This window comes from Rheinheimera tangshanensis (assembly GCF_014645135.1).
Taxonomy (GTDB): domain Bacteria; phylum Pseudomonadota; class Gammaproteobacteria; order Enterobacterales; family Alteromonadaceae; genus Pararheinheimera; species Pararheinheimera tangshanensis.
In genome coordinates this window covers 393,963-419,726 of sequence record NZ_BMLH01000001.1, presented here as the reverse complement: position 1 = coordinate 419,726, position 25,764 = coordinate 393,963, and the positions used below count along the sequence as shown (strand labels likewise).

Annotated in this window: 23 protein-coding genes; 9 read left to right on the top strand and 14 right to left on the bottom strand. The window is 46.8% G+C overall.

Annotated elements, in window-relative coordinates; all coding sequences use genetic code 11:
* The first annotated feature begins 97 nt into the window (after nt 1-97).
* From hutC to IEW88_RS01935, 4 genes are all read left to right on the top strand, one after another.
* On the top strand, nt 98-823 hold the full coding sequence (gene hutC, locus IEW88_RS01950; protein WP_147902951.1) for a histidine utilization transcriptional repressor HutC: 726 nt from the start codon (nt 98-100) through the stop codon (nt 821-823).
* A 12-nt stretch (nt 824-835) separates the two neighbouring features.
* Nucleotides 836-2,512 carry a urocanate hydratase gene (hutU, locus tag IEW88_RS01945; protein ID WP_147902952.1) on the top strand — a complete coding sequence of 559 codons (1,677 nt, stop codon included), beginning with the start codon at nt 836-838 and terminating at the stop codon, nt 2,510-2,512.
* Between the two features lie 16 nt (nt 2,513-2,528).
* Nucleotides 2,529-4,064 (top strand): histidine ammonia-lyase, encoded by a 1,536-nt coding sequence (hutH, locus tag IEW88_RS01940; RefSeq protein WP_147902953.1) that lies wholly within the window; start codon nt 2,529-2,531, stop codon nt 4,062-4,064.
* Between the two features lie 186 nt (nt 4,065-4,250).
* Nucleotides 4,251-6,278: a methyl-accepting chemotaxis protein gene (locus tag IEW88_RS01935; protein WP_147902954.1), complete on the top strand. Its 2,028-nt coding sequence runs from the start codon at nt 4,251-4,253 to the stop codon at nt 6,276-6,278.
* Nucleotides 6,279-6,690: 412 nt separating this feature from the next.
* On the opposite strand, the gene IEW88_RS01930 is transcribed toward IEW88_RS01935, so the two are convergent.
* Both IEW88_RS01930 and IEW88_RS01925 read right to left on the bottom strand, forming a co-directional pair.
* Nucleotides 6,691-7,308 carry a restriction endonuclease gene (locus IEW88_RS01930; protein WP_053425580.1) on the bottom strand — a complete coding sequence of 206 codons (618 nt, stop codon included), beginning with the start codon at nt 7,306-7,308 and terminating at the stop codon, nt 6,691-6,693.
* A gap of 443 nt (nt 7,309-7,751) precedes the next feature.
* Entirely contained in the window at nt 7,752-8,657 is a 906-nt protein-coding gene (locus IEW88_RS01925) for a bifunctional GNAT family N-acetyltransferase/hotdog fold thioesterase (RefSeq protein WP_147902955.1), read from the bottom strand.
* Between the two features lie 35 nt (nt 8,658-8,692).
* On the opposite strand from IEW88_RS01925, the gene IEW88_RS01920 reads away from it, so the two are divergent.
* Nucleotides 8,693-9,310, top strand: coding sequence for a class I SAM-dependent methyltransferase (locus IEW88_RS01920; RefSeq protein WP_147902956.1), 618 nt, complete (start codon nt 8,693-8,695; stop codon nt 9,308-9,310).
* Here the strand turns inward: IEW88_RS01920 and dtd are convergent.
* From dtd to IEW88_RS01900, 4 genes are read right to left on the bottom strand one after another with little or no spacing between them, the layout of a single operon-like run.
* Complete coding sequence (gene dtd, locus IEW88_RS01915; RefSeq protein ID WP_053423551.1) at nt 9,288-9,725, bottom strand: D-aminoacyl-tRNA deacylase; 438 nt, start codon at nt 9,723-9,725, stop codon at nt 9,288-9,290. The genes IEW88_RS01920 and dtd overlap by 23 nt on opposite strands.
* Nucleotides 9,722-10,696, bottom strand: coding sequence for a prolyl aminopeptidase (pip, locus tag IEW88_RS01910; protein ID WP_147902957.1), 975 nt, complete (start codon nt 10,694-10,696; stop codon nt 9,722-9,724). Before pip ends, dtd begins: the two co-directional genes overlap by 4 nt.
* Entirely contained in the window at nt 10,693-11,583 is an 891-nt protein-coding gene (locus IEW88_RS01905; protein WP_147902958.1) for a virulence factor BrkB family protein, read from the bottom strand. The genes pip and IEW88_RS01905 overlap by 4 nt, the downstream gene beginning before the upstream one ends.
* A 6-nt stretch (nt 11,584-11,589) precedes the next feature.
* Nucleotides 11,590-12,624, bottom strand: coding sequence for an FAD:protein FMN transferase (locus tag IEW88_RS01900; protein ID WP_147902959.1), 1,035 nt, complete (start codon nt 12,622-12,624; stop codon nt 11,590-11,592).
* A 203-nt stretch (nt 12,625-12,827) separates the two neighbouring features.
* Between IEW88_RS01900 and IEW88_RS01895 the strand changes: the two genes are divergently transcribed.
* Nucleotides 12,828-14,897, top strand: coding sequence for a S9 family peptidase (locus IEW88_RS01895; RefSeq protein ID WP_147902960.1), 2,070 nt, complete (start codon nt 12,828-12,830; stop codon nt 14,895-14,897).
* 117 nt (nt 14,898-15,014) lie between these two features.
* A complete protein-coding gene (locus IEW88_RS01890) occupies nt 15,015-15,758 on the top strand; it encodes a ferredoxin--NADP reductase (protein WP_147902961.1) in 744 nt (247 codons plus the stop codon).
* Between the two features lie 24 nt (nt 15,759-15,782).
* On the opposite strand, the gene IEW88_RS01885 is transcribed toward IEW88_RS01890, so the two are convergent.
* From IEW88_RS01885 to IEW88_RS01875, 3 genes are all read right to left on the bottom strand, one after another.
* Nucleotides 15,783-16,508, bottom strand: coding sequence for a hypothetical protein (locus IEW88_RS01885; protein WP_053423555.1), 726 nt, complete (start codon nt 16,506-16,508; stop codon nt 15,783-15,785).
* A gap of 182 nt (nt 16,509-16,690) precedes the next feature.
* On the bottom strand, nt 16,691-17,446 hold the full coding sequence (locus IEW88_RS01880) for a substrate-binding periplasmic protein (RefSeq protein WP_229670237.1): 756 nt from the start codon (nt 17,444-17,446) through the stop codon (nt 16,691-16,693).
* Nucleotides 17,430-18,071: a substrate-binding periplasmic protein gene (locus IEW88_RS01875; protein WP_147903213.1), complete on the bottom strand. Its 642-nt coding sequence runs from the start codon at nt 18,069-18,071 to the stop codon at nt 17,430-17,432. Before IEW88_RS01875 ends, IEW88_RS01880 begins: the two co-directional genes overlap by 17 nt.
* 317 nt (nt 18,072-18,388) lie before the next feature.
* On the opposite strand from IEW88_RS01875, the gene IEW88_RS01870 reads away from it, so the two are divergent.
* Entirely contained in the window at nt 18,389-19,306 is a 918-nt protein-coding gene (locus IEW88_RS01870) for an alpha/beta hydrolase family protein (RefSeq protein WP_147902962.1), read from the top strand.
* Between the two features lie 204 nt (nt 19,307-19,510).
* Here IEW88_RS01870 and IEW88_RS01865 read toward each other — a convergent pair whose 3' ends face one another.
* The 4 genes from IEW88_RS01865 to IEW88_RS01850 form a co-directional block, all read right to left on the bottom strand.
* The gene (locus tag IEW88_RS01865) at nt 19,511-21,322 is read right to left on the bottom strand and encodes an ABC transporter transmembrane domain-containing protein (RefSeq protein WP_185148517.1); all 1,812 of its coding nucleotides are present in this window, start codon (nt 21,320-21,322) and stop codon (nt 19,511-19,513) included.
* Nucleotides 21,323-21,721 (bottom strand): MAPEG family protein, encoded by a 399-nt coding sequence (locus tag IEW88_RS01860; protein WP_147902963.1) that lies wholly within the window; start codon nt 21,719-21,721, stop codon nt 21,323-21,325.
* 90 nt (nt 21,722-21,811) lie between these two features.
* On the bottom strand, nt 21,812-22,765 hold the full coding sequence (locus IEW88_RS01855) for a hypothetical protein (protein ID WP_147902964.1): 954 nt from the start codon (nt 22,763-22,765) through the stop codon (nt 21,812-21,814).
* The gene (locus tag IEW88_RS01850) at nt 22,765-23,115 is read right to left on the bottom strand and encodes a PadR family transcriptional regulator (protein ID WP_053423561.1); all 351 of its coding nucleotides are present in this window, start codon (nt 23,113-23,115) and stop codon (nt 22,765-22,767) included. Before IEW88_RS01850 ends, IEW88_RS01855 begins: the two co-directional genes overlap by 1 nt.
* Nucleotides 23,116-23,368: 253 nt before the next feature.
* Here IEW88_RS01850 and IEW88_RS01845 point away from each other — a divergent pair, with 253 nt between their 5' ends.
* Nucleotides 23,369-24,232, top strand: coding sequence for a bile acid:sodium symporter family protein (locus IEW88_RS01845; protein WP_147902965.1), 864 nt, complete (start codon nt 23,369-23,371; stop codon nt 24,230-24,232).
* 232 nt (nt 24,233-24,464) lie between these two features.
* Here the strand turns inward: IEW88_RS01845 and IEW88_RS01840 are convergent, their stop codons facing one another.
* Nucleotides 24,465-25,442 carry a TerC family protein gene (locus IEW88_RS01840; RefSeq protein WP_147902966.1) on the bottom strand — a complete coding sequence of 326 codons (978 nt, stop codon included), beginning with the start codon at nt 25,440-25,442 and terminating at the stop codon, nt 24,465-24,467.
* Nucleotides 25,443-25,764 lie beyond the last annotated feature (322 nt).

Sequence of the window (25,764 nt, the reverse complement as noted above, 5' to 3'; positions counted from 1 at the left end):
TCTTATCGGCCTGAAATTAATTCTACCCGATCAACTTGTATATACAACCAAATTCAGCTATTTTTCTTTGCATTCAAACTCAGGCGTTAAAGCAGTCATGGATAACAGTTCCGGGCAAAAGAAGTTTGCTACTATCAAAGATTATATTTTGAGCCAGGTCGAAACTGCGGCCTGGCCTGAGCATAGCCGTATTCCATCGGAAAACGAGCTGGCGACTCAGTTTGCAGTCAGCCGCATGACTGCACGTCGTGCTTTGCAGGAACTGACCGAACAAGGCGTGTTGTATCGCACTCAGGGGGTTGGTAGTTTTGTCGCCTCACCTAAGTCGCAATCTTCTTTGCTGGAAATCCGTAATATTGCCGATGAAATTCAGCGCCGTGGTCATTTTCATAAAGCAGAATTAGTGCAACTGACCAGCTTACCTTGCCCTGGTGTGGTTGCCACAGCATTAGGTTTAAGTCGCAATGCGCCGGTGTTTTTTTCACTCATTGTGCACTACGAAAACCAGCAGCCATTGCAGCTGGAAGCCCGTTATGTCAATCCAGAGCAAGTGCCGGACTATTTAGCTCAGGACTTTGTTTTGCAAACACCGCATGAATACTTAAGTGCTGTGGCGCCACTGACAGACGCCGAGCATATAGTCGAAGCCGTATTGCCGGATGAACTGACCCGTCAGCATTTAAAAATACCAGCTTCTGAACCTTGTTTACGCCTGACACGCCGCACCTTCAGTCGGGGTGGTGCTGTCAGTTTTGCCTATCTGACCTCTGCAGGCAGCCGCTATCGTTTAGGCGGGCACCTGACTATCCACCCTAAGACTTAAAGAGATAACCCTATGAGCAATCCACGTTTAGACCCAAGCCGTGTGATCCGAGCCGCTCGCGGCAGCGAAATTACCGCCAAGAGCTGGCAGACCGAAGCTGCCAAACGCATGTTGATGAATAACCTCGACCCTGAAGTGGCCGAGCACCCAACCTCTTTGGTGGTATATGGCGGCATAGGCCGTGCTGCACGTGATTGGGCTTGTTACGACAAAATTGTTGAAGTACTGGACAGATTAAACGACGACCAGACCTTATTGATCCAAAGCGGTAAACCCGTCGGTGTATTCCCAACTCACCCGGACGCGCCTCGTGTGTTACTGGCCAACTCGAATTTGGTGCCTAACTGGGCTAACTGGGAGCATTTTAACGAGCTGGATAAACAAGGCCTGATGATGTACGGCCAAATGACAGCAGGTTCCTGGATCTACATTGGTACTCAGGGCATAGTTCAGGGCACCTACGAGACTTTTGTTGCCATCGCCAAACAACATTTTGCCGGTGAGCCAAAGGGTAAATGGGTTCTGACCGGTGGTTTAGGTGGCATGGGTGGCGCTCAGCCATTGGCGGCCACTATGGCTGGTTTTCATATGATTGCCTGTGAAGTCGACGAGTCCCGTATCGATTTCCGCTTACGCACTGGGTATGTTGACCAAAAAGCCTACAACCTGGATGAAGCTTTAGCTCAGCTTGAAGCTGCCAAAGCATCAGGTAAACCCACTTCTATCGGCTTATTAGGCAATGCAGCTGATATCTTCGCTGAACTGGTCGCTCGTAATATTATTCCTGATGTAGTGACAGACCAAACTTCTGCGCACGATCCGTTAAACGGTTACCTGCCACAAGGCTGGACTATGCAGCAAGCAGCAGAGCGCCGCCTTGAAAGCGAAACTGCAGTAGTACAAGCCGCCAAAGCCTCAATGGCCATTCAAGTCAAAGCCACTTTGGATATGCAAACCAAAGGCGCTGTGGCTGTGGATTACGGCAACAATATCCGCCAGATGGCGCTTGATATGGGTGTGGCGAACGCTTTTGATTATCCGGGTTTTGTGCCCGCTTATATTCGCCCACTGTTTTGTGAAGGCATAGGTCCATTCCGCTGGGTGGCGTTATCCGGTGATCCGGAAGATATCTATAAAACAGACGCTAAAGTCAAAGAACTGATCCCGGACAATCCACATTTACACCGCTGGTTGGATATGGCGCGTGAACGTATTAAATTCCAGGGTTTACCAGCTCGCATTTGCTGGATTGGTTTAAAAGACCGCGCCCGCATTGCGTTGGCATTTAACGAAATGGTGAAAAACGGCGAATTAAAAGCGCCTATTATCATTGGTCGTGACCATTTGGATTCAGGCTCTGTCGCCAGTCCAAACCGTGAAACCGAAGCCATGCTGGATGGCTCAGACGCCGTATCTGACTGGCCATTATTAAATGCTCTGCTCAATACAGCAGGCGGCGCAACCTGGGTGTCCTTGCATCATGGTGGTGGCGTAGGTATGGGCTACAGCCAACATTCTGGTGTGGTGATTTTAGCCGACGGTACAGAGGCCGCAGCACGTCGTTTAGGCCGCGTACTGTGGAATGACCCAGGCACTGGCGTGATGCGTCATGCCGATGCTGGTTATGACATAGCGAAAAATTGCGCCCGCGAACAAGGCCTTGATCTGCCGATGGTTAACCAGAATTAATTTGAAGGATAAAAACATGACTTACGCTTTAACCATCACTCCGGGTGAACTCACATTGGCGCAACTGCGTCAGGTACAACAACATGCTGTGACTCTGACGTTAGACCCGGCCGCTTTACCAGCTATTGAAGCATCCGCTGCTACTGTGGCAAAAATTGTTGCGGAAAACCGCACTGTGTATGGCATCAATACTGGTTTTGGTTTATTGGCCAATACCAAAATTGAAAAAGACAAACTGGAAACGCTGCAACGTTCTATCGTTTTATCGCACGCTGCGGGTTTTGGCGACCTGATGGACGACAGCACAGTACGTTTGATGATGGTGTTGAAAATTAACTCCTTAGCCCGCGGTTATTCAGGCGTGCGCCCACTGGTGATCAACGCGCTGATCCAACTGGTCAATGCAGGTGTCTATCCTTGTATTCCGAAAAAAGGTTCAGTCGGCGCATCAGGCGATTTAGCACCTTTATCTCATATGGTGTTGCCTTTAATTGGTGAAGGCGAAGTATGCATCGCGGGTCAGATTTACTCCGCCAAAGAAGGCTTAGCCATAGCGGGTTTAGCGCCTATTACTTTAGCGGCTAAAGAAGGTTTGGCTTTATTAAACGGTACTCAGGCATCCACTGCTTTTGCGCTGGAAGGTTTATTCCGTGCAGAAGACTTATATGCCGCAGGTTCTGTGATTGGCGCTATGAGTGTGGAAGCCGCTATGGGTAGCCGTTCACCTTTTGATGCCCGCATTCATGCAGTGCGTGGTCAGCAAGGTCAGATAGATGCCGCGCTGATTTACCGTCATTTATTAGGTGAAAGCTCAGAGATTGCCGAATCACATATCGACTGTGAAAAAGTACAAGACCCATACAGCTTACGCTGCCAGCCTCAGGTAATGGGTGCCTGTTTAGCCCAAATCCGCTTTGCTGCTTCAGTATTGTTAGTCGAAGCCAATGGCGTGACAGACAACCCGCTGGTGTTTGCAGCTGAAGATGACATTATCTCTGGTGGGAACTTCCACGCCGAGCCTGTCGCTATGGCGGCCGATAATCTGGCTTTGGCTATTGCTGAAATTGGCTCTATTTCTGAGCGCCGTATGGCGCTTTTAATCGACTCGCATCTAAGCAAGTTACCGGCCTTTTTAGTGAATAACGGCGGTGTAAACAGCGGCTTTATGATTGCTCAGGTCACAGCTGCAGCTTTAGCTTCAGAGAATAAATCTCTGGCACATCCGGCTTCTGTCGACAGCTTACCTACCTCAGCCAATCAGGAAGACCATGTATCCATGGCCACTTTTGCTGCCCGTCGTTTAGCAGATATGGCTGAAAATACCTTAGGCGTATTGGCAGTTGAATATCTGGCAGCAGCTCAGGGTATGGACTTCCGTGCGCCACTTAAAGGTGCTGCAGCCGTGGAACAGGCAAAGGCTCTGCTACGTAAAGAAGTCAGCTTTTATGATGTCGATCGCTACTTTGCACCTGATATCGAAAAAGCAGCTGAACTGTTACGTCATGGCCGTTTAAATTCTTTATTACCGGCTAATTTATTAAGCAGTTTTTAAACCATTAGTTTAATTACACTTTCTAACAAAGAGCACCGAAATGGTGCTCTTTTTTTATAAGAAAAAACTAAATTTGCACCAATCTGGCTAGACCAGTTAAAAAAACTTTGTTAGTTTCAGCCTTCCATTATCTTTTGCCTTTTTTCTAACCAATACTAAAACCATAACAGCAGTTGGAATTTGTCTATGAAACTTCGTGTCGCACATAAAATTTATCTGGGCTTTGGCTTTATTGCCTTGCTGCTATTAGTCGCCAGCTTATCGTCACTCTGGAGTTTCGCTGTAGTGAATAGCACCAGCAGCCAGATGAATGAAACCGCAGTGCCGGTGCAACAACAAAGCAATATGGCGCAAATTCAGCTCCTTAAACTAGCGAAGTTATCTGCTTTGGGTTATACCGCCGAAGATGCGACCAAAATTACCGCATACCAAAACGAATTTATCCAGACGTCAGACGTTTACCGTAGCAAAATGACCAGTCTGGCCCCTTTAGTTGCAAAAGAGCCTGTTCTGCAAAAACCTTTAGCTGAAGCTCAACAAACCTCTTTAGCCTATCAACAAGCTGTAGAACAACTGTTTACATCGCGTTTAGAAGCGATAGCTTTGGCAGATAAAGCGGCGGCAGAGCTGAAAGAGTTAGAAAATCTGATCGATGCTGCTGGCGCCACACTGGTTGATATTTCATTTTTAGAAGCTCCTGGCAAAAGTGCACAAATGGCCTTATTGGAAGGTGCTGCAGGCCGGGTGGATGGTCAGTTGTTAGGTTTGATGAAAACTGTGCGCGAAATCGCAGCCATGACCGATCCGGCGCAACTTGCCAGCAGCCAGGAGAATCTGGAGTTTGCTTTTAGTGATATGCAAAGCAACCTGGATTACATTGCCAATATAGTGAAGCAAGTGGGAGCTGATGATTTGTGGCAGGATTTCCTGGCACAGCTCGCTCAGGCAAAGAGCAGGATTGAAAGTGAAAATAGTCTGGTCAGCATTAAGTTGCTGCAGGTCAGCCAGCTGCAAACAGCAAGGCAGCAACTGGAGTTGTCTGAACAACAAGTCACACAGGCTGTGGCTGCATTGGATCAAATGATTGGCCAGGCGGACAGTCAGTTTAACTCTCTGCAGCAGGATTTATCCTCAGCCTTAAACTCAGGCACCATAAGAGCGGTCATCATGCTGATTGTGCTGGTGGGGCTGGCGATAGGTGCTGCTTATCTGACGATTAAAGCCATGATCACGCCTTTAGCCGGTATCAACAGAGTGCTGGATCAAATCGCAAAAGGCGATTTAAGCCGAGAGCTGAGCATTAATTCAGACGACGAATTTGGTGAATTATCCGCCAATGTCAACACACTGATCAAAGCCCTGCGACAACTGATTGAGCAAATTCAGCAAGGCGTATTGGAGCTCAATCAGAGTGCCCGTTTATCCAGTCAGGAAGTCAGTGCTATTCATCAGGCTTTAAGTACCCAACATCATCAGGTGGCAGAGGTAAACGGTATTACCCATCAATTGGCAACCAATACCCATCAGATTGCTGAACAGGCGGATATGGCGCAGCAACAAATGCAGCAAGCTCTGACGCAAAGCCAGCAAATTGATCAGGTCTCAGCCGCCAATAACAGCCTGATCCAGGAGTTGGCGCAACAACTGAATGATACCAGCACGACCATGCAGGCTGTGAACACTGAATCAAACAACATAGGTGGCATTCTGACCACCATTCGTGGCATCGCCGAACAGACCAACCTGCTGGCATTAAACGCTGCTATAGAAGCTGCCAGAGCAGGTGAACAGGGTCGGGGTTTTGCTGTAGTCGCAGATGAAGTCCGTTCTTTAGCTGTACGAAGTCAGCAAGCGACAGATGAAATCCGCACCATGATTGGCAGTTTGCAACAACAAAGTATGCATGCGGTAAAATCTATCGAAAAAGGCCAGACCGATGCCAATAACTGTGTGGCGCAAAATGGCCAGCTAATGACAGCTTTGGCTGAAATTAACCATGCTATCGAAGCCATGCATCAGATCAGCGATAACATAGCCACTACAACATCCAGCCAATTGCAGCTTGGTACTGCGATAGAGCAGAGCATGCACAGTATGGTGGAGTTAGCAGAACAAAGTACTGAACGCGCTACCTCAACTTTAGAACAAAGCGCTCAGGTCGCGACAGCTGCAGGCACACTGGAAAATGCAGTGCGTAGCTTCAAGTTGCATTAAGTCGCGCCTCTTAGCACAGCCATCAGCCAGAGCCATTGCTCTGGCTTTTTTATCACAAGTTATCGTCCATCAGGCACGATCAGCTCCCTTTTAGTCCGCGGGGGTTTTAGCAGCTTCTTTTGTAATACAGATTGGAGTAACGCGGCACCAAACCCAGTAGGTGTATAAAGCGAAGCCCTTGGTAAAAGTAGCTCTTTGCAGCTGTATTTAAACTCTCTCAGGGATGCAGAATAAAACTCAGGACAGCTCAGTGTGGAGGTTAAAAAAATGGCCAGACAGTGTCTGGCCAGGCAGGAAGTGTGTAATCCGTTATCTTTGTTCGTTCCATGTCTAACATTCGTAAACGCTTGATCATCATGACAAATTTGGCGATAAAAACATGACGAAAGCTTTATATAGCTTTACATCAGCCTTATATCAGCGCTAATTGACTAAAATTTTCAGCATTGATGTATTTTTTCAGTCGTTGTTGGTCAAAAAGTTCGATGCCCGCTTCAGCTGCAAACAGACGCACCTGGCTATTAATTTTCTGATAGCAGACAATTAAGCCACGCTGACAATTGAGCGATAACATTTGCTGAAATACAGAACGAACCTGGGCTACAGTTAAAGCCTGATCCAATTCAGGTTGGATATAAAGCAACAAAGCCTGCTGCTGACGGCGAACTAAGAAGTGAGAATCACAGTCTTCTACCGATTCCATTTCACGGCCAAAAAACTGCAATAAATGCTGAGTATTTTCTTTGAACTGTTGCTGTTGTCGCCCAAGCTTAGTGCCTTGTGGCCACCACATAGGATTCAGCACTTCTTCCTGACGTTCCAGTTCCAGAAAGGCCAGAATATTAAACAACAACGCCAGCAGAAACATGGAGACAAAGAGCCACAACATGACACTGGACCAAGTGGCACTTAACACCCAACTTTGACCGCCAGATAAAACTGAATATTCAGAAAACAACAGGTAGGTTGCCCCTGCAACTATTCCTGCGGCTGTCGCAATACATGAGCTGATCAACCATTTGTTATTCATCACAGACTCTCCTGACAGATTTGATAGTTGCAGTATCAAATTTGTCAGAGCTTTTTACCTGAAATAACCCTGATATTTGCTTTATATCTGTTTAACCTGCGTATTTAAAGCTGCTGCTTTGTTGGCTTCATGTTCTCGACCCGGTCACATAGACAACTATGCTCCCGGGCTCTCGACCACTTGCCGCCTCGCCGCAACTTCAACTACTTTGGTTAAATCTGAGACTCGCGTATTTAAAGCTGCTGCGTTGTTGGCTTCATGTTCTCGACCCGGTCACATAGACAACTATACTCCCGGGCTCTCGACCACTTGCCGCCTCGCCGCAACTTCAACTACTTTGGTTAAATCTGAGACTTGCGTATTTAAAGCTGCTGCTTTGTTGGCTTGGTGTTTTCGCTCCGCATTGAATTGGAATTTGAGACGGGCGCGGATAAACCGCGCCCCTAAGGCGCTTTTTTTGGTAACACAGCGAAACAACCTTCAAATACAGCGACTTGGTTATCGTCACAAAAAATCCCGACCTTAACATCCAGTTTGGCCTTTCGTTGTTGTGCTAAAGCAGAAAAATCGGGGTGGTGCTGATGACGCAAGCAGCGTCCTTCAGCCTGCCCCGCCACAGGTTTGAGATAACGGATATGGCCATCAGCCAGCACTATATCCCCGTCCAGTTGTTGATCTTTTAACAATAACCAGACCATACCCCAGCCTGTTAAAGTACCCAGGGTATAAATACTGCCGGCAAACATGGTCTGATGCAGATTGATATTCGGGGCTAAAGGTGCAGTACAGACCAGCTGTTGCCTGTTCACTGACTGTACTTTTAACTGCATATAAGCAGAGAGTGGAATGGTCTGCCAAAAAGTCTGCTGTAGCTCTGCTTGCCATTGCTGCAACACCACTGCTGATGTAGAAAAAGCCAGAGTTTTGACATAACGATGATGCGCAATACCAAACAACGCATTGGCAGGTTCGAGGTAGCTATACCCTGCCTTTTGGTAAAAACCAGCAGCAGTATCACGTGCATTTAAGATGATACGTTGCATGCCCTGCTCCAGCGCTACTTGCTCCAGTTGCTGCAGCACCATAGCGCCTAAACCATGGCCCTGCCATTGATCAGACACGGCCATGTAACGCACCTGAGCAGTGTGTTCATCGACCTTATGCAAACGACCAACAGCAACAACTTCACCATCTTCAGTGCAGACCATACGGTGAAAAGAGTGTGCTTCCAACTCATCCTGTTCAGAACCTTTAGGTTGATCCCAAGGCGCTCGAAGCACTTGCCAGCGTAATTGATAATAAGCTAACCATTGAGCTTCGGTTTGTGGGGCGCTAAGCTGCCAGTTCACATCTGCGTCCTGTCGTCTGTTGATTTGAGGGTATTGTGGAGCAAAAAGCTGAGGTTATACAACAGTTAGTCTGGTTTAAGTCTGGTCCGCCCAGATTAGAACTGACAGAAGAAGGCCCGTTTTTATGCTTGTATCTTGACGGCATCATGCAAAGTAAAATGAACCAGTTGGCACCTGCAGCAACACTGTCCGCTCATCTGGAGCCTGTTCTGTATTCGTTACAGCGACTTAAGCCTGATGCAGTATTGCAGCTGGGCTTGGGAGGTGGTGATATCAATCGTTTTATGACCACTGTGCTGCCCAATACTCATTTGCTGACCATAGAACTAAGTCATGAAGTGATAGATGCTTATCAACGTTTCTTTTGTCTAAAAGGTAAAGAACAGCTGCTGAGCTTAGCTGCACAAGATTTTCTGCAGTCGAATCAGCAGCAATGGCCTTTTGTGTTTTGGGATATTTACCCGCTCTTTGAAGGCTGGCAGCAGGCCATGCAAACACTACTGCAGCAAAAAGGTACTATCTGGATCAATTTATCTCAGCCTGAGTGTCAGCCAGACCTCGAAGTTTTACTCTCCGATCGCCCTTATCAATGCATTCCAATCAAAGGATATTTTAACCTGCTGTACGAGATTAAGCCTCTAACAGAAAAGTAACAGGGCCATTGTTGACCAAAGCGACCTGCATATCTGCCCCAAACTGTCCTGTCGCTACCTCAACCCCCAGGCTTCTGCAGTAAGCAACAAAATCCTGATAAAGCTGAAGTGCGAGCTCTGGATGAGCTGCGGTCGAAAAACTGGGTCTTAAGCCGGAATTCGTGTCTGCGGCCAGAGTAAATTGCGAAACCACTAACAAAGCGCCACCCGCTTGTTGCACATTCAGATTCATTTTGCCGTTTTCATCCGAAAACACTCGATATTTAAGTACCTTCTCAGCCAGCTTTTTCAGTTGCTGCTCTGAATCATCTTTTTCTACTCCCAGCAACACCAGCAAACCTGTGTTGATGGCCCCCACCAGATGCTGATCGACAGTGACACTGGCAGAGCTGACCCGTTGTATTAAAGCCTTCATACCGCAGTCCTGGCTTGAGTTTGTAACCTGTCCGCCATAGCCCTGCTGGCTTGGTATAGGGCTTTTGCGATGCCAGTTTCGGAGGCTGAATGGCCTGCATCCAATACCCAATGTAGTTGGGCATCAGGCCAACGCGACGCCAGACTAAAAGCATTTTCGGCTTTGCAAATCATGTCATAGCGCCCATGCACTATGTTACAAGGTAAATGACTGATTTTATGTAGATTATCTAACAACTGATTAGGTTCAAAAAAACACTGATGCATAAAATAATGATGTTCAATCAAAGCCAGAGCCAGAGCGGACTGTGCATCCATCTCCCCACCCCAGGAAAACTCATTCGGCATTAAAGTAGCGATACGGGATTCCCAGATACTCCAGGCTAATGCAGCCTCCAGACGGATAGCTTCATCCTGATGATGCAGTTGCAGCTGATAGGCTTGCAACACATCTAAGTGCACAAGATGAGTAATAGGCTGAAGGAAATCCTGATAATAATCAGGAAAAACCTGGCTGGCACCAAAACCTGCCCGGTAGAGCCAATCGATGTCCTGCTCACGACCAAGGAAAATGCCACGCAAAATAAAGCCCAGACAATACTGCGGATAAGTCTGACCATAAGCTAAAGCCAGCGTACTGCCCCAGGAACCACCAGCAACCACCCAGTTTGGGATCTGAAGATGTTGCCGGATCATCTCCATATCCGCAATCAGGTGTTGGGTACTGTTATTGTTCAGTTGCAATGCGGGTCTGGATAAACCGCAACCACGCTGATCAAAAATAATAATGTGGTACAAAGCTGCATCAAACAGCTGGCGATGAAAGGGCGAGCTACCGCCACCAGGCCCGCCATGGCAATAAATCACCGGAATACCGTTCGGGTTACCACTTTGTTCCAGATAAATCTGCTGACCATCAGGAGTGTCAAGCCATTGGGTAGCAAAAGCTTCAATCGCTGTACCTCTGCTCATGCTGTGGCATCCTGTTCTGCTATTTTTTCTTCTTTTGTTGCAGCTAAAAGCCACAGCTCCTGCAACAAAGCCGTTAATTCAGCCCCCAAGAGCACCACCAGCCATACCAGATAGATCCACAAAAACAAGATAGGCACTAAAGCCAGAGCACCATAAATCGCCTGATAAGACGGAAATTGCGTGATGTAAAGAGCAAAACCTTCTTTCAGGAATTCGAACAACAGGCTGGCCACTGTGGCACCAATCAAGGCATGCCGATACTTCACTTTGCCATTGGGCACCACCAGATACAGCAGAAAAAACGCCAGAATAGAAAACAGATAAGGAGTAAGTGCCAGCAAAACAGAGCTTAACCCGGGGGTATAGCCCTCTGCCAAACTGGATAAAGATAAAATATAAGAGGTCACGGCAATGGACGCACCCAGCAGAATAGGGCCAAAGGTCAGGATCATCCAGTAAATGGAGAACGAAATAATCAGTCTGGGGCGTTTTTGAATGCGGAATATTCTGTTGATGGTTTTGTCGATATTGTGGATCAACATCAGCGCTACTACCACCAAAGCCGCTATACCTACTGCTGTCATTTTTCCAATATTTTCAACAAAACCAGCGATATAGAGACGCAGTTCATCACCTCTGGACGGAACTACATTGGCATACAAAAAGGCCTCTAACTGCTCACGCCATTCGCTGAACATTGGAAAAGCGCCCATCACAGAAAACATCACAGCAATAAAAGGCACCAAAGAGAGTAACGAGATATAGGCCAGGTATCCGCCTATCACATTAATCTGATCATGCTGACAACGCTTCAGATACAAAGTGAAAAAGTCCACACTTTGCCTAAGCCACAGCTGCAGTCTCTGTTTATCCCATCCTTGTGCCATTACCTCTTACTCCTGAAAGCTAAACGCTGTACCTGAAGCGAGTGCCTCTGTTAAAGCCTGGCTTGGTTTTTCAATAAAATTATCACCTTGCTGGTCAATAAAGAGTACTGGTAATTTCAGTTCATCCGCCACTTTTAATCCCTGCTCACTGCCCATGCATAAAAACGCTGTAGACCAGGCATCTCCCCAGGTTGGATCCGGGATCAGAATAGTGGTTGATACTGTATCGTGAGTCACCGGAGTACCAGTACGGGCATCCAGCACGTGGCTGTATCTTACGCCGTCCTGATCGTAAAAATGTCGGTAGGTGCCTGAAGTCATAATAGATAGAGGCTCACTTTGTTGCACACTGATAATTTTTTGTAGTTTTTGCGAATCAGGCAAAGGTTTTTCAATAGCAACACGCCAGGCTTTTGCTTCTGGTTTTTTACCTTTACTAACCAGTTCTCCCCCTACTTCGACCAGGTAATTCTGGATACCAGCCTTATCAAGAATTTTTGCCAGTTGGCCAACTGTGTAGCCCTGCGCGATAGAAGACACGTCCACTCGCAGCGCCGGATTCAACTTGGTTAAGCTACCTTCTTTGCTACTGACTTTATCTAATCCAATGGTTTGTTTTAACGCCTGAATTTGTTCTGTACTGGGTTTGGTGAGCTTATCGCCCCGAAAACCCCAGAGTTCAAAATAGGGCTTCACTGTTAAGTCGTAACAGCCTTCACTGTGCACGGACACTTGTCTGGCAATTTCTACCAGTTGCACCAGTTCCTCACCTACTTCGATGGGTTCCTGACTTTGCTGGGCATTAAAAGCTTCAATCACAGAGTCAGGTCTGTAGTTCGACATCAACAGATCAATACGGTCCAGTTCGTCTTTTAACTGAGTTTCTAAACTGGTTTTGTCCAGCTCTTGTTCACTCCAAAAACTGACCGTAAAGGTGGAGCCCTGCGCTGGGCCTGAAATACGTTGAATAGGGTCAGGTTGACTACAGGCGGTTAAACCAACAAAAAGGAAGGCAAAAACACTCAGGTTTTTTAACGACATAAGGCACTACAAACAAAAGGATAGATAGGGCCAGTGTAAACAAAACAGGTTGTAAAATCCAGCCACTAAGGCCGTGGGTTCTGGCTTACAGCGGGATAACAGCACGAACTGAACGCTTAAATTCAGGTTTTGGTCGCTGACAAATTGTGCAGTAGGTCACATCGGGTTAGTTTAGTTGCTGTCTAATCAGAAGAGGTTTAACCATGCAAAAGCCCCAGGCCATCAGGCCTTTTATTTACTCCTGTATTGCCAGCACCACCTTGCTTTGTGCAGCACCAGTTTTCGCGTCAACAGCAGCAAGCCAGTACTTTGAATCTGAAGATATTTTTGCGCTGGAGTATGCCAACGATCCTCAAGTATCACCGGACGGCAAACAAATAGTTTATGTCCGTAACAGCAACGATATTATGACAGATGGCACCCATAGCAGTTTATGGCTGCTGGATGTCAAAACCGGCCAGCAAAGCCCTTTATTTGTTGATCAGTTTAACTACGGCTCTCCACGCTGGTCTGAAGACGGCAACCGTATTGCTTTTATTTCTGACCGTTCAGGCTCACGTCAAATCCATGTGCATTATGTCAAAGAAAACAAAACCGCTTTAGTCAGCCAACTGACCAAAAGCCCGGGCAACTTAACCTGGTCGCCTGATGGTGAACAACTCGCCTTCACCATGAATGTGCCGGCTCAGGCCACTCCACTGGCTAAAGCCATTAAAATGCCAAAGAAACCTGAAGCAGCCAAATGGTCTGAACCTGCAATCTTGATTGAGCGGGCTCAGTATCAGGCTGACGGTCAGGGTTTTTTAAAATCTGAGTTTCGTCATGTGTTTGTTTTACCTGCAACAGGTGGAAAAGAACGTAAGCTGACGGACGGTGACTTTAACTACGGCTCGGACTTAAGCTGGACACCGGATGGCAAAGCTCTGATTTTTTCAGCCAATACCCATAAAGACTGGGAATACCAGCCACGAGACAGTGACCTGTATCAGTTCACGCTGGCCAACAGTCAGTTAAAGCAACTGACCAATATGCCAGGCCAGGAAAACTCAGCTGTGTTTTCGCCCGATGGTAAACACCTGGCTTTTGTCTGGGGCAACAATGAAAAAGTGCCTTATACCAACGGCAAACTCAAACTGATGGACTGGCGCTCTGGCGAAATTAAAGATCTGACCAAAACACTCGACAGAGACGTGGAAAATCCGCAGTGGCTGGATAACAGCAGCCTGGTGATCCAGTTTGATGACAAAGGCAAGCGCACTCTTGCTTCAGTGTCTTTGTCCGGCAAGCTGGAACAAATGACAGACGAGCTGTCTGGTGCCGGATTACCTCAGCCTTATTTAAGTGGCGAATACAGCGTCGCTAATGAAGTGATTGCCTTTACCCGAGGCAATGCACAGCGTCCGGCTGATGTGGCGGTGATAGCAAACGGCAAAACCCGCACCTTAACCGCCTTAAATGAAGATGTACTTGGCCATAAAAAACTGGGGCAAGTGCATGAAATTAATTACAAATCCTCTTTTGATGGCGAGCCAATTCAGGGCTGGTATATCACACCACCAGACTTTGACCCGACCAAAAAATACCCGATGATGCTGGAAATTCACGGTGGTCCTCATTTAGCTTATGGCCCGCATTTCAGTGCTGAGATGCAACGTTTTGCCAAAGAAGGTTATGTGGTGTTTTATGACAATCACAGAGGCAGCTCATCCTATGGCGAACGTTTTGCCATGTTATTGCACGGAAAATACAGCTCACCTGAGGATTACGCCGACCACGACTCAGGCGTAAATGCCATGATCGACCTGGGGTTTATTGATAAAGACAACCTGTTTATCGCTGGTGGTTCTGCCGGTGGTATAGCTACAGCTTATGCGGTGGGTTTAACTCAGCGCTACAAAGCAGCGGCCGTGGTCAAGCCTATTATCAACTGGTTAAGTAAAGTACTGACAGGCGACAGTTATTTGTATCAGACCTTCCATCAGTTCCCTGGAGTACCTTGGGAAAACGTTGAACATTACTGGAAACGTTCGCCTTTATCCTTAGTAGGTAATGTCACCACTCCTACTATGTTGATGACGGGCGAGGCTGACAGACGTACGCCAATCAGTGAGTCTGAGCAGTTTTATCAGGCGCTGAAAATCCGCAAAGTTGACACAGTAATGGTGCGTATTCCGGGCTCTCCGCACGGTATTGCCAATAAACCCAGCCGGATGATCACCAAGATTGAATATATTCTGGCCTGGTTTAATCAATACAAAACCAACTCCAACTAAAAATGTAAAAGCCCGGTTCTCCGGGCTTTTTTCTGCTTCAGCGCTGTCAGGTTCTACTTTGTATATCAATGCAGTTTTGTTAGGCTTAACTCAGACTCATCCGACAGGACATCACAAATGGCGCAGTGGCTTAGCGGAACAGTAATAGCAAATACGCACTGGACTGACACTTTATTTAGTCTAAGGGTCAAGACTGAGCCTTTTGATTTTATCGCCGGTCAGTTTGTCCGGCTGGCCATAGAGACTGCAGATGGCAAAGTACAGCGTGCTTACTCACTGCTCAATAGTCCTGGCGGCCCAGAACAGGAGTTCTTAATCAGCACAGTCGCGGATGGCCTGCTGACACCTTTGCTGCATCAGCTAAAGCCTGGCGATACAGTCGACATCAGTCAGCCTGCCTGTGGATTCTTTATTCTGGATGAAGTGCCTGATGGTAAAAATCTGTGGCTGATTTCAACAGGCACAGGTATTGGCCCTTATTTATCTATGCTCGGAACCGAAACACCCTGGCAAAGGTTCTCATCAATTATTCTGCTGCATAGTGTGCGCTATGTCGCAGAACTGGTTTACCAGCCGCTGATCAGTCACTTTCAACAACGTTATGGCACGCAACTGCATTATCAGCCCATAGTCACACGGGAAGCCAAGGCTGGCGCTTTACAACAACGTATCCCGGAATTAATCCAAAGTGGCGCACTGCAACAGGCTTGTGGCCACAGCCTGGATCAAGAATCGCAAGTGCTGCTGTGCGGCAATCCGCAGATGATCACCGAAACCAAAGCTGTATTAGAGAGTCTTGGCCTGAAGAAGAACTTGCGCCGCGACCCCGGCCAAATTACGGTGGAGCAATACTGGAAATAGCAGTACAACAGCAGCTTTCGCGCCCTAACACTGAGTTACAGGCAAAGTCAGCGATCCTTTCACTTGCTGTTGCTGATGAATTTCTACCAGACACAACTGACTAGTGACAGTTTCAGAGCTCATTTTTAATGTGGGAACAGTTTTACCTTTAATTTTCAGTTCAACTTCCTTGTCTTTTGCCAGTTCATTCAAACTATGCACCACACAAATATTGTTCGCCAATCTGTGGTTTAGGGCTAAGTCCAAATCGCCCACACCAGCAACCCGGCTTCGATCTCTGTCCAGTTCAATACGTAAATCCGGTTTATGGTCGGCGGTAAAACCGGCAAATTGCAGATTAAAGACCAGTACATCCTCAAAGGCTAAATTATCTTGCTCAGACTGAGGGAATTCCATTGTCAACTGTTGCACAGACCCCAAAGTCGCAGCTTTAACCAAAGCTTCCTCACCCGGCCATACAGCTTTTTCTAACTTCTCAGACCAGGTTGGGCCATAAACCCAACGATATAAATCGGTTTGAGGTTCACGACTTGCTTGCTGATACCAGGTATTTTGCAACGCAGTAATTTTGTCATCTTTTAGGAAATAACGCAGTGCGGTATCTTCCGGGCACGACGCCACTGAATTGACTGGCTTTTTGCCAAGTGCTATCACCTGAGTGTTATTTGGGTCCTGTTTAGTTTGCCACCATTCAGTCGCATACACAGGACTGGCACTTAAAGCCAAAATTAAAACTGCCGAAAATTTCATCACTACTCTCCAGTTGCCGCGCCATTGTAGGAGAACAACATCGTTTTGTAACTATTGATATTTGTCTTATGCGCCTGACTGGCTGCTGAATCTATGGAAAATGCCAGTCTCAACTTTATGGCAGAGAACTCAGATTAAGAAATCAGTAAATAGTTTCAGTCAACAACTGGATCAGCGTGAAGCTACTTTAGCTTTGAGTGGGAAGGTACTGTAACCGGCTTATTCTGACGCTGATGGTAACGCTCAATAGCCAGATTTAATTTTGGCATAATCTCTGGGTTGCGGGCGATATAATCTTTACTGATGTAAATGCCAAAAGGTAACTGCATCTCCAGTTGCATTGAATACAAAGCTGGATCTAACTTTTCCTGTTGCATCAGGGCCTTTGCCGTCAATTCCGGCAACATGATGGCATCAACGCGCCGGGAATTTAACAAAGTAAATAACATACGAATGTCATTTGGCGCTCCTGCAACCTTATAACCCTGCTTCATTAACCACAAATAAGGGTTACTATTTAACTGAGCGGAAACTACAGCGTTTTGCTTAAACTCAGCAGAATCAGGGTCCAATTCAGCGCGCTGCTTTAACCAGACCCAGCTCCAGCCAGTGTAAGACACAGTAGCAGAAAACTCAGCAAATTTGTTTCGCTCATCATTTTCCGACGCCAAAAACAAACCATCGACCAACTGATTTTGCATATCCTTCACTGCCCTGCCGTAATTTGGCTTGGGTACAATTGTAAAGTCCTGCTGCAAATCGGCCATGATGCTCACAAAAGCTTCATAACCAAAGCCCTTATACTCGCCATTCTGAACATAGGTGTAAGGCGGATAATCTGGCATCGCCATGCGCAACGGCTCTTTTGCTTGCGCTGCTGTAAGCGGCAACAAACAACTGAGGATACAAAGTTGCAGCAGCTTAGTCAGTCGTCGCATTAGAGATTTTCTCCTGATAACGACGAATAGCAGCATTTAACTGTTGCATAAATTCCGGATGTTTTTGCAGATATACTTTATTGATATAGATGGCAAAAGGTAAATTCACCTCCTGCTGGAAGTTAAATAATGCCGTATCAATTTCTTGTTCTGCCATCAGAGTTTTTACCGTTAGCTCTGGTAATAAAATAGCTTCAACGCGTTTAAACTGCAGTAAATTCAAGAGTCCTCGTATATCCGTAGTTCCTGCAGTTACCTTATAATTCTGCTCTTTCAGCCATTGATAGATATTGCTGTTAGTTTGCGCCGATACCACTGCCTTTTGCTTAAAGCTATTCGAACCTGGCTGTAAGTCCGTGCGCTGCTTTAACCAAACCCAACTCCACTGGATCATCAACACAGGCTCAGAAAACTCTGCACTTTTGTTACGTTCTGCGCTCTCGGTAGCAAGAAAAAATCCATCCACGCTGCCTTGTTGCAGGTCCGCTATAGCACGGCCAAAATGAGGCACTAACTGCACAGAAAACGGCAACTGCAGATCCGCCATAATACTTGCCACAGCCTCATAGCCTATGCCTTTGTTACCTCCATTCTCCTGATAGGTGTAAGGCGGATAGTCTGGCATCAAAAATTGTAACGGCTCCTTAGCCACTGCATTTTCAGCGAAAAGACAACAGAGCATAACCCCCAGTAACAACCTGAACATAAATAGCTACCATCAAAAATTAAAAAAGCACGGGAAACAAACTTAACTCTAGCAGCAATAAAGCGAGTCCGACCTAAAACTACAAAGAGGTCGTGACAATATAAAGTGCACATAGTCGGATACGGCTCAGTGCTCATTCATATTTTCATTTCACATTGTTTTCACATTGGCAGCTTTAAGCTCTGTGCCACAGAGAAAGATAACGTGTTTGCATTGATAGAAAAAAGGCACAAGTGATGGCACTGACAAAAGGAAAAAAGACGATGTTAAGCATAGGTATTGTAATGGCAGGAATCGCTGCGCTTTGGTATGGCGTATTTGGTTTAAAACCTTATAGCTTAAGCGCAGAGGAACTGACAGCCAGGTATGCTTACTCTGTGAAACAGCAAGTGCAACTGGATCTGAAAGAACTAACCCCACAAAGTTTTGAATTTACCTACCCAAGTTTTGATGGCGTGACTGTGAATGGCCGCATCATTTATCCGCAGGCGCCTAAAACAATTCAAAGCCCAGTACCAGTGCTGATTGGCGCTCATGCGATGGGTCGCAGCCAAATTCGCTGGTGGCAAGACAGCTTTAAAGACAGAGCGACCTTTGAGCAAACAGACAAAATCACAGCAATGGCATTAGCCAAAGGTTATGCGGTAGTCGCCATAGATGCGCGTAATCATGGTTTACGTAAAGACCCGGATCTGACCGTAGTAGATATCATCGAGAATTTACACTGGTGGGGCGAACGTGAGCCTTACGAAACCATGCTGGTGGATACGGTGCGGGATCATAGAGTGTTACTGGATTGGTTGGTACAGCAACCTATGCTTGATAAAAATAAGATTAAACTGGCCGGCTACAGCATGGGCGCACAAATTAGCTTGTTATTGGCCGGAGTTGACTCTCGTATCAAGAGTGTCGCCGCCATAGTACCGCCCCATATGAACAGCACTACAGCCGTAGTAGCACCGCTGAATGTGATGGCTGGCCTTTCGGATAATCAAGTCTGGCTTTTCACCGCAGATGACGATGAATACGCCAGCATCAAACAGAATCAACAGCTGTTTGATGCTTTGCCAAACCCAGATAAAAAGCTATTCCGTTTCGACAGTGGTCATCTGTTGCCAGCAGATTATGTAACCAAACTCGAGCCCTGGCTATAAACCAAAGCTCTTCCTGCCTACCTATACCCAAAGTAATTGGAGTTGCAGGGAGGCGACAAGAGCCTGAGCCCCCAGGAGCATAGTAGTCCTGTGTGCAATTGGATTGAAGCGAGAACGAGCTGCTCTACCCCAGTATGTTATTTGCAAAACAACTGGGGCGATGGCTCGAAGTCAACAAAGCTGCAGCTTCAAGTAAGAAGGGTATTAATGACTAAACTGCAAAGCTGCCAAACGGGCATACAACTCACTGCTTTGCAAAAGTTCTGTATGTGTGCCCTGAGCGACAATTTGCCCCGCTTCCAGCACCACAATACGATCGGCTGCCAAAACGGTGGCCAACCTGTGTGCTATCACCAGAGTAGTGCGGTTTTGTGCGGCGTTATCCAAAGCCTGTTGCACTTGTCGTTCACTTTGTGCATCCAAAGCACTGGTGGCTTCATCCAGCAATAATACCGAAGGGTTACTTAAGATGGCTCTGGCAATGGAAATACGTTGACGCTGACCACCAGATAAACGCACACCCCGTTCGCCTAAATAAGTGTTGTAACCTTCGGGCAGAGCCAGAATAAAGTCGTGTGCTGCTGCCATTTTTGCGGCATCCTGCACTTCTTGCTCGGACGCTTCAGGGCGGGCATAACGGATATTATCCAGCACAGAACCTGCAAATATCACAGTGTCCTGCAGCACTATGCCAAAAGGCTGACGGGCATCGGTTAAACGTACGTCTTTTAAATCTGTGCCGTTAAATTTCACCTGGCCGCTTTGTGGATCGTAAAAGCGCAGCAACAACTGGAACAAGGTGGTTTTGCCAGCGCCTGAAGGGCCAACTAAAGCTATATGTTCACCGGGTTTAATTTGCAGTGAAAAGTCCTGCAAAGCCAAAGTATCAGGCCGCGATGGGTAGCTGAAATTAACATTGTTAAACTCAATACCACTGCCCGCCAGATTATGTTCAGGCAAAACCAAAGGCAGAGGATCAGCTCTTTCCACCACAGGAGACTGTACATTTAACAACTGCATCAAACGCTCTGCCGCGCCAGCTGCGCGTTGTAAATCGCCCCAAACTTCGGCAATAGCGCCAATAGCACCAGCTGTTAATACCGCATATAAAATAAACTGCGACAACTCGCCGCCTGTCATTTCATTAGCCAGCACAGCCTGAGCCCCTAACCACAGCACAAAAGAGATAGCACCAAATACCAGTACTATCGCCACTAAGGTCAGCATAGAGCGGGCGCGAATACGGGATAACGCTGTGGTAAAAGCAGTTTCAACAGATCCAGTAAAACGCGCGGTTTCCCGTTGCTCCTGCCGGTACGACTGCACTGTGGGAATAGCGTTTAACACTTCACCTGCCACAGCACTGGCATCAGCAATACGGTCCTGACTGTCACGCGATAACTTACGGACTTTGCGGCCAAATAAGAAAATTGGCAAAATCACCAAGACTAAGGTCAGCAGAATGTAAGTGGCTAACTTGGCACTAGTGACAAATAGCATCACCAAACCGCCAAGCAACAAGAAGCTATTGCGTAAACCCATAGACAAACTGGTGCCCACCACAGCCTGAATTAAGGTGGTATCTGTGGTTAAACGTGATAAAACTTCGCCGGTTTTAGTCAGCTCAAAAAACTGCGGGCTCATCTTCACCACATGAGCATAGACAGCACTGCGCAAATCAGCTGTCACCCGCTCCCCCAGCCAGGACACATAATAAAACCGCAATGCAGTAGCCACCGCCAGAACGACGGAAAGGCCAAATAACGCCAGAAAATATTGGTCGATATGACCCGCCTGATCGCTGGAAAAACCCGCATCAATCAGATACCGAAAAGCCACAGGCAAAGTCAGAGTAGCCACAGCTGCCACTGTTAAAGCAATAAAAGTCAGCAACCAGCGGCTGGCATAAGGAGTTAAAAAAGGTAATAAGCTAAAAAGCGGGCCTATTTTTTTAGCTGGAACCTGAACTTCAGTATCAGGCTCAGCTTCTGTTTCGAGGGATCTGCTGCTCACCATTTATAAACCAGCCATGATACGCATCACTACACCCACAGCAGCACCGAGGATAAGCACCATCGCGGCGATAAAACTAATCATAAAACCAGGTCCCCTGCTTTTAGGGTCTTTGATATAACTGACAGAATACAACACACGGCCCACTAACCAGACTAACCCCAAAAGCCCCGCCCAAAGTGGACTGACGTACTCACTGAATAACCAAAGCGCAGGTAAAAACAACACCAATTGCTCCAGCGTGTTCATCTGTACTCTATACACCACCTCAAACTCAACAGCGCCCGTAGTAGCTGGTGCTGCCACGCCATATTTTTTCCGAGCCATACCAACGGCCAGAAAGCTGTAAACGAATAATAAAAGTGCCAGCAAGGTAACAACAGCAGGAAGATGTAAAGCCATGATAAACCTTCAGTCAGTTAAGGCGGATTGCCTTTGAAGGTAATGGGGCTGTTGTGTGATAAATTCAACAGCCCCAGATCAGACGCTCAATCAAATTGAATTCAGACGCTTTAACCTGAGCAGATCTCTGACAACTTCATAACCAGGAAAACAGGCAGTGATCAACAAGCCATGAGTCAGCCCCTGTTCTAGCTGTTGTAAAGTAAACAGGCTATTCAGCTCGGCGGGACCAGCCTGCAACAATGGACCACTAAAAGCCAGTGCCACTAAAAACACCGCAAAAGCTGCATTGATTGCAATACTGCTCAGTAAAAGCTTCCGATTCCAAATCCGTCGTTGTAATTGCCATACACTCAGCATAACGGACAGAATTATCACAGGGCTAAACCATTGCAACATCAACAAAGCAGTATCAGTAAAAGTCACACTACGGGCAGCAAATTCTGCCGGGTTCATCCACAGTGGATACCAAATTACAATGAGTAAAAAGATACAGGTCGCCAGATCAGTAAAGATGTCGCTCAGGTTAATATGCTGCCAGCCCAGGTCTGCTTTGGGTAAATCTTTAGGCGACCAGTCTTTGCCCGGGCAATGACCTAGCTTATGGCCTGTACCATTGATTGCGGCAAAACTTAGCACTATGGCGGTAAAGGCAAAACAAGCATCCGCCATAAAACCAGCAGCAAGCTGCAATAGAAAACGTATTAAGTTGCCATCACTGCTGCCCAGCCAATGCGTGGTTGCGCCTATTACCTGCAATACAAAAAGCACACCCAACACCATATACAAAGTGTGTTTCAGCATAGGCATATCTTCGGCTGCCACTAAAGCTTTAGGCGGCACAAACTGGTAAGCCACAGTTCTGGGCCGCCCCATTTGTTTTAACGCTGCTGCCACATCCTCTTCTGACAACTGACCCTGCTGCTCTTTTAGCGCATCGAGCTGGTCCATAATATTGGCATTCAGTTCGCGGCCTATTTCCAGCCTTTTCGATTCAGGCAACTCACGCTGCACCGCAGCCACATAACGTTCTACCAGTTCCATTATTCTGTCTCCCCGCTTTGCTCTTGTGTTAACAAAGGATCCAAAGCCGAATTGAGTTGTAGCCATTCAGAGGTTAACTGCACCAGCAGCTCTTTGCCTTGCTCCGACAACAAGTAATAACGCCGCTCGCGGCCTTCGGCTTGCTGCCATTCGCTGTCCAGCAAACCTTGCTCTGCTAAACGCCGCACCAACGGATACAAAGTGCCTTCGTCTATATCTATGCCTCTGTCCTGCAGTTGCTTTCTAAGCGAATAGCCATAATGTGGCTGCTTCAACGAAGCCAAAACAGCAAGCACCAGCACCCCACGGCGCAGTTCCAGTCGCATTTTGTCCAACTGTGATGAGGTCATAAAAAATCCTGTTCAATCATCGATACTGTGCCGCGCACACTGTGCAACACACAGCAAATACTAGGTGCGACACAGCATGATCGCAAGCTTATTTTTCGACCAACAGCTAAGCTTATGAAAAATAAAGATATTTAGTTATTTACTTAAGGATCGAAGTGAAACGCCAGCCGCGCAGACGGGGAGTAGAGTAACTCTTGCTCAGTCAGGAAATTCAAGTTAGGGTGAGCCTCTACTCTCTTTGAAGAAGAATAAAATGCCTGAAACGCTAACCCAAATTGGTTTACCCATCGCATTAATACTGATTATGACAGGCGTGGGAATGACGCTGCGGCCAGCTCACTTCACTGAAGTGGCACGGCAGCCTAAAGCATTTTTTATTGGTGCTTTGGCGCAATTACTTCTGCTGCCGCTTTGTGCCTTATTGGTGATTTCTCTATTTGAGCTGCAGGGTGAGCTCGCAGTGGGTTTATTTATTCTGGCCTTATGTCCGGGTGGAACCACCTCTAATTTGTACAGTTACTTAGCCAAAGCTGATGTCGGTTTGTCGGTCGCATTAACAGCTCTGGTTGGTTTTGTTACGCCTTTTTCATTGCCGCTGCTGGCTGCATGGGCGATTGAGCATTTCTTAGGGGAAAACACTGCTTTTCAGCTGCCGTTATTAAAAACCTGGCTGACCTTAATGATAGTGGGTGTATTCCCTGTATTGCTTGGCATGTGGTTTAACTTTAAATGGCCTGAACGCTCATCCCGCATTCACCCCTTGATCAGCCGCTTTTCAGTGATAGTGCTGGTACTGCTGATCATCAGCATAGCGACCGATCTGGGTTCAGATCTTTGGTTGTTTTTACAGAAAACCGGACCTGCAGCTTTGACCTTAAATGTGCTGACCATGCTGGCAGGTTATGGCTTAGGCCGGTTTTTACTGCAGCAAGAAAAACAAGCCAGAACCATTTGTCTTGAGGTTGGTCTGCAAAATGGCACACTGGCTTTGATGATCACTACTGGCATTTTACAAAATAGCGCCATGTCGATAGCCCCCAGCGTCTATAGCTTGCTGATGTTTATCACCGCAAGTTTGTTTACGCTGTGGGCATTACGCAAAGATAAAGCCATTTAAGCGAAATTTGTTTTGGTTATAAATAAGAGACGGGCGACCATAAAGGCCGCCCCTACGTCATACAAGGACAGATTTTAAGGCTTTCTGCCAGCCACTTAGCAACTGCTGACGCATAGATGGCCCTTGGCATATGTGGATGGCTCTAGCCTAGCTGGGCCTGATGTAGTTGGGAAGAGTTAACCAACTGGCATCCATGCAAAAAATAGATGCCAGTTGGGCCTAGACGTCAGTTTTATTCTGCTGAACCTTCAGCTTCTTTACGATTTTTGCGCAGTGACAGTATCACAGAGGTGGCAATAATAGTCGCTACGACACATAAGGATAAAGCGGTTGGGATCTTCATCAGATCAATCAGCATCATTTTGATACCAATAAATACCAGCACTAAAGCCAAACCATACTTCAGTAAACTAAAGCGATCAGCCATATCGGCCAGTAGAAAATACATAGAGCGCAAACCTAATATCGCAAAGATATTTGAGGTTAAAACGATAAATGGATCTGTGGTAATGGCAAAAATCGCCGGGATGGAGTCAACAGCAAAGATCAGATCCGAGAATTCCACCAGCACCAACACCAAAAACAGCGGCGTGGCATACAGTACCCAGCGGCCATCGACGAAACGTTTGACGAAAAACTTCTCGCCTTCAAGTTGTTCTGTAATGTTGTAACGACGACGTAACCACAAGACGATTTTGCTATTGGCTAAATCAGGTTGTTGCTCAGCAGCCAGCCACATTTTTATACCAGTGAACAGCAGGAAAACGCCAAACACATAAAGTAACCAATGGAATTGAGTAATAAGCCAAGCACCAGCAAAAATCATGATGGTACGCATCACAATGGCACCTATAACACCCAACACCAGCACGCGTTTTTGTAAATCTGCCGGGATAGCAAACACAGTAAAAATCATCAGCCAGACGAAGACATTGTCTATGGCCAGTGACTTCTCAATTAAATAACCTGTGACATATTCCAGAGTTTTGGCTGTGGCTATTTGTTCACCCACAGTGTTATTCAGATACAGCCATAATCCGGCAGCAAACAGCATAGACACCGATACCCAAATACCAGACCAAATGGCAGCTTCTTTGACTGAGACTTTGTGTTGTTTACCGCCACCGACCCAAAATAAGTCGATAGCAAGCATGATGATGACCACACTAAAAAATGCGGCCCATAACCAGGGGTTTGCAATGGATTCCATAAAAAGCTCCAAACAGGGTTTGATTCACCGGCTGCTGCCGGTATTGTCCAGAACCGCACGGGCTGGAACTCCTGTTTGAAAGGGATCTTTGCCAGAGCGGCAAAGGTCTTGCTCATCAGTGTGGTACTGACCTGGTTACCGGAAACCTGAAGTTTCGTAATGACGATAAACCAGTAGTGAGCTACTCCCCTTTGGGATGGCGCAACTTTAACAAAGCCCGAGTAAAACAGTCAACTACTAAGATGATACAAGTGATCCCAGAAAACACGGCGACCCAAAGGCCGCCGTGTTTTATCTTCATCATTTACTTCAACAACGAAGC